Annotated in this window: 3 protein-coding genes and 1 pseudogene; 2 read left to right on the top strand and 2 right to left on the bottom strand. The window is 48.2% G+C overall.

From position 1 onward, the window contains the following. A pseudogene (locus H6S82_RS18600) lies at positions 1-2,258 on the top strand (hypothetical protein); the annotation flags it as partial. Positions 2,259-2,419: 161 nt separating this feature from the next. On the opposite strand, the gene H6S82_RS18595 reads toward H6S82_RS18600, so the two are convergent. Then, complete coding sequence (locus H6S82_RS18595) at positions 2,420-3,376, bottom strand: tyrosine-type recombinase/integrase (RefSeq protein WP_242057007.1); 957 nt, start codon at positions 3,374-3,376, stop codon at positions 2,420-2,422. A 202-nt stretch (positions 3,377-3,578) separates the two neighbouring features. Here H6S82_RS18595 and H6S82_RS18590 point away from each other — a divergent pair, with 202 nt between their 5' ends. Beyond that, positions 3,579-3,929 (top strand): hypothetical protein, encoded by a 351-nt coding sequence (locus H6S82_RS18590; protein ID WP_190474933.1) that lies wholly within the window; start codon positions 3,579-3,581, stop codon positions 3,927-3,929. A 377-nt stretch (positions 3,930-4,306) separates the two neighbouring features. Here H6S82_RS18590 and H6S82_RS18585 read toward each other — a convergent pair whose 3' ends face one another. After that, positions 4,307-4,723: a DUF6444 domain-containing protein gene (locus tag H6S82_RS18585; protein WP_190474932.1), complete on the bottom strand. Its 417-nt coding sequence runs from the start codon at positions 4,721-4,723 to the stop codon at positions 4,307-4,309. Between the last annotated feature and the right edge of the window lie 103 nt (positions 4,724-4,826).

The raw sequence follows: 4,826 nt of genomic DNA, 5'->3' as shown, positions 1-4,826 counted from the left end.
CCATTTCTAAAATGCAATTTCTAGCCGTAACCGGAGAAACCACACCCGCACTCGACGCCAAAGGCCAGCAAATCACCGAAAAAATCCGCAAATTCCTTCCTTTATGCGACTTCGACTTTACCATCGAACGGGAATTAGCAGGCGAACCGGGAGGTTACATCCTTCAAGTTAAAAGAAGCACCGATGGCTGGCAGAAGCGCGTAGTCATTTCCAGTTCCGATTGCAAGCGAGCCGTTGACTTCGAGCTAGCGATCGAAAAGGGAATGGGAGTCGATGTATCCTGTAACCTCAAAACCGACCAACTCAAAGCTTTACTGCGCGAACGCCGATTGGCTTACCGTTACCGGGAAGGCATTACCTACCAGCTAGCCAACCGCGTAGGAAAGCAAGACAACGGCATCTGGGTGTTCAAAGATGGCCAATTTAAACCGGATGGCACCCCCACCACAGAAGAGGAAACAGGCGTTTGCTGGAATCCAAACTTGGGAGCTTGCGAAAAAGGTTTAGATGAGATTAAATCGCCCAAAATCGCCCCACCCAATCCAGAAGCCCTACCGCAACTGGTGGCCGCCATGCGCCAATTCTTCGGTTCCAACTTTCTGCCCGCTTTCTTCGTATTGGGCTACTGTGCCGCTGCCGCCCACTTCCAAACCATTATCGAAATTGAAGGACGCTTCCCCATCCTCAACACCTACGGCCCGCACGGAGGCGGTAAAACGATCGCCGTAGAATGCGGCCTCAGCTTATTTGGCCACGAATGGATCTCCGGCGCGATTGTCGGTGACATCAGCCCTTCAGCACTTTGGGAACAGGGTAAACTCTGCGGTTCTCTACCGATTTGCTTAGACGACCCACCCGACAAAATTTATGATGAACTAGAACAGTGGATACGCAACTGGTATAACGCCACAGCCCGCAAGCGACGCTGGAACGTACAACAACCCCACTGCGCCCTGATCGTCAATTCTAATAAAGCCTGCGGTGAAAAGCTCCCCGCCACCCTCAGCCGCCTGATCCGACTGTGGATACCCGTAGCCAAAGATGCCGTACCGCACGCCTGGAACCAGCTAAAGAAAGCGCAAAGACAAGCCAGCGGTGCCTTTACCAGCATCATCAAGTTGGGTTATCCCCAGCAAGAAGTTAACGAATTAACTGCCGAACTGATTCAACACCTACCCCTCGCCCACGATCGCGTAGCTCCCTCATTAGCGCTGATTGGTGTCTACACGATGAAATTGGCCGCTCTAGCCGGGATAAACCCGGACGAAGTGAAGCAGTATCTGATTAATGTTTTGTGCCCGAACGCCAATGACGAAGAATCCTCCCAAGATGCCCTAACCCACTTTTTAGGCGTGATGATGACCGCCCAAGCCGAGAACTTACTGGGTGGTTGGAACCTGCGCCGCTGCGACGACCAATTCGGTTGCTGCCGTACCATTGCCATTGAAGTGGGAGTATTCGATTTACTCAAAGAAAACTTCGACCTGCCCTACAGCAAAAAAGTAATCAAAACCCTAATCGAACAAGCTGGAGGTAAGACGCGCTCTACCCAATGGCTTGACGAAAGCAAAGACTTATCCCAAACCTACGCACGAGCATTGCTGTTCGGGCGATCGCCTTCCCAATCCAACCCACAAAATAAACCTCCCTTACCTGCCCCGCCACCCAAGAAAAAGCGGCGTTGCTGGGAAATTCCCGCCATTCTAGCAGCCGAGTACATCCAGCTAGACGACCCTCAAGAACCCGCTCCACCAGAAGGTGAGCCAATCGATCGAACCGATGGAACCAATGGAACCACTCAAAACCAATTGGAACCAAATTCTGGTTCCAGCATGGAAGCTTACCAGATAAACAGTTCAGCTTCTCAAACTTCCACGGAACCATCCGATTTAGAAAACAACCATCCCAAAACAGCAGGAGCAATTAATTCAGCCCCTGGTGTGGCATCTCAAATACCTTCTTCCGACTCCCAAAAAAATGAAGGTAATTTTTCAAGTGAAATGGTTCCAGCCGAAATCCCCACCACACCTGGATTTGATTTGGAACCAAAAAATGGTTCCAAGGATTCGAGCTTAAATGAAAACTTGATGCCCTACCTAAAAGCAATGGCCTCCGTTGGCACACCTGAAGAACTGGCAAGCTTTTTGGAGTGCATGGCAAACCTGACCTCACAAGAGCAGGAAGCCGTGTGGCTGGCAGCACCCGTTGAAGTTATTAACCAGCTCGAGCAGTTAGGTTTTGACATTTCCCCCGGCTGAAATTCAATCCTCTAGTTCTAGCGCTGAATCAAACGCGATCGCGTTTGATAATGAAGTGTGATGTTCTCTTGCCGCGATCGTATTGTGCCGATACCTTTATGCTTGGGCGACCTGCACTCGAAAGCGCATCATTGCAGTGGCGACAACTGTGCCATTCGGCATCACACCTCAACATCAATCCCCAAAGCCGGATTGAACGCATGACGGTCGTTGACGTGAGCGTACAAAGCAGTTGTCTTCGGGTCTTTATGACCCAACAAATCCTGCACCTGCCTCAAATCTGCCCCCTTTCGCAATCCCAACGTCCCTGCCGTATGCCTGAGACTATGCGCTGATAGCCGCCGTCCTTCAGTTGCGTTCTCGGTTGTTTTCAGTTTCGCCGCCACCAAATACTCATCCACGATCCACCGAATCCCGCGCCGCGATAACCGTTGTCCCTCAAACCGATGGCTCGCCGTCACGAACAAAGGACTGTCCTTTATCAGTTTCTCTCCTGCGCTCTCCCTTGCTTGCAAATACTGCCACAAGACCTTACTCAAATCCGGACGCAGCGGAATCGTTCTAATGCTACCCTTCCCCTCTACCCGCAATCCCCAATTAGACCCAGAGCGCACCAAATCCCCGAAATTCGCCCGATGTAACTCCACCGTGCGCGGCCCTTGCAGTGCCATGATGCCCAAAAGAGCCCGATCGCGCAAACTCTTTCTACTGCCATCGTGAGGAATCACCGCCAAAAGCTGCTTGAGTTCCTCTTCCTGCAAGTAAGTCACCCGTTCTGCCGGGTCTAGCTTTTCCTTCGGCGGTTTAATTTGAGCGGCGGGATTTTCCTTTACCAACCCCTTAGATAGTGCTGCCTCGTAAAACCGACGCACTACCGACAAAGTAAGGGCAACGGTAGCTGATTTTTGATGCTTGGACTGCACCAAATAGCGACGAAAAAGCTTGACATCTTCTTGGGTTGCCAAAGCCGGATTGATACTTTGTTCGTCGCACCAATCAATATATTGAATTAACCGCCGCTGGTAAGTGTAAACCGTATCCTCTGCCGCATCCCCATTTGCGACATCCAAAGCCAAGAATCGCTCGAACGCCTCTACCATCGCCTCCGTTGTAGGCAAAATAGCGACGCGATGATTTTGTTGACGACGCTTGTTAGTAGTTTCTTGGGGCAGCCGTTTGGTTGAGCTCCGGTGAGATACTCCTACATTGTCTAGCCACTATCTAGACATTAGTGGACTGGACTGTTATGAAAACACTTATCGAACTGGGCGAACATTTAGGAAGTTATGGCATCAGTTGGATTGGAGAAGCGATCTCATCATGCCGCTCGTCAAAAAAACACCTGATGAACAAACAGTTTGGATAGGAGTAGATCAACAGTTAGCAGCTATTAATTTGCAAAATGGTAGAATTATTGTAGCAATGCCATTTCCTAATTACATTCTTCAAATCCTAACTTTGCCAAAAGTAACTGTCGTACTTACTGAATGGCAAGTGCTGCTTTTTAATCCTGGCGGAACGGTCAGATTAAGTGAAGACTTACCAGAGCAAGCAATCGGAATGTCAGTTGTGGATGAAAATTTATTAATTCAGTTACTAGAAGGAGAAAGGCTAATCTTAAATCCTAAAACGGGATGTTTCATCGATCTTGCTGTTGCTGCATCTGTTTGAGAGATCCAACTCAGTAGGGTCAATCAAGTGCGAGCGCTATCAATATCAATTTGTTCGCTATCTACAGCAATAATCACTTCATCTCCATATTTCATTCAAATTACTGATAAAGGACGTAATAATCTCCAGGGTATCAGGGGTTTGAAAATGCTCTGGTTTAGTTTCAGGATGAGGATAATAGATAAAACGTAACCGTTCAGGGGGTGCGCCTGCGGCGCACCACCCCAAGAGGAGTTTGAGCATCAATATGTTTGAGATATCGGCGTGAGCCAACAATAATGAACGCAGGAATTCTGTTGACTAATGAGCCAAATTCTCAGCAGAAGTTATTGCTAGTAATCAACTAACTATATAAAACTAAATTAAAAATTATTGATTCATTTACACTCTTCATTCAATTTCTGGAAGTAAAGAAGGAGCAGATTTACCTTCACTCCACAACTAGAGCATCTGACGGGATGATGCTCTATGACTGTTGTACATTTTTCAATTGGGTATAAGTCCCGGCTTTGACCCTCATGACCAGGCTGACCGCCCCTTTTTTTTCCAGTTTTTTTCTTTGATTTGTGGCTAAATCCAGGCGGGTCAGAAGAGGGTGGTGATGAGGAGTTTTTTGATGTTTTATTGACTTTTTCTACTAATTGCTGCTGGGCTTCGACTAATTCAATTGCCTGCTTTTCTAATATTTCAATGCGTTGCGCCATTAACTCCACCATTTTTTTGACGCTGGCTGGAGTTTTGTCCCAATCATCAGGAGGTATCTGCTCTATTATACTGGCGGGCTTTTTTTCCATGACTCCTACATTACCAGAATATGGCTCCTATTTTTCAAGCCCACCTTATTTCTCGCAAAACCTTTGCAACTCCTCTTGGGGCGGTGCGCCGCAGGCGCACCCC

The sequence above is a fragment of the Planktothrix sp. FACHB-1355 genome (genome assembly GCF_014748295.1).
GTDB classification, from domain to species: Bacteria; Cyanobacteriota; Cyanobacteriia; order Cyanobacteriales; family Aerosakkonemataceae; genus Aerosakkonema; species Aerosakkonema funiforme_A.
The sequence above is the reverse complement of the archived record's forward strand: the minus strand, read 5'-3'. Positions and strand labels throughout refer to the sequence as shown.

Bases quoted from the DNA above. Each gene is read 5' to 3' on its own strand.
- H6S82_RS18590 (WP_190474933.1), top strand. From the start codon at position 3,579: ATGCCGCTCGTCAAAAAAACACCTGATGAACAAACAGTTTGGATAGGA.
- H6S82_RS18585 (WP_190474932.1), bottom strand. From the start codon at position 4,723: ATGGAAAAAAAGCCCGCCAGTATAATAGAGCAGATACCTCCTGATGAT.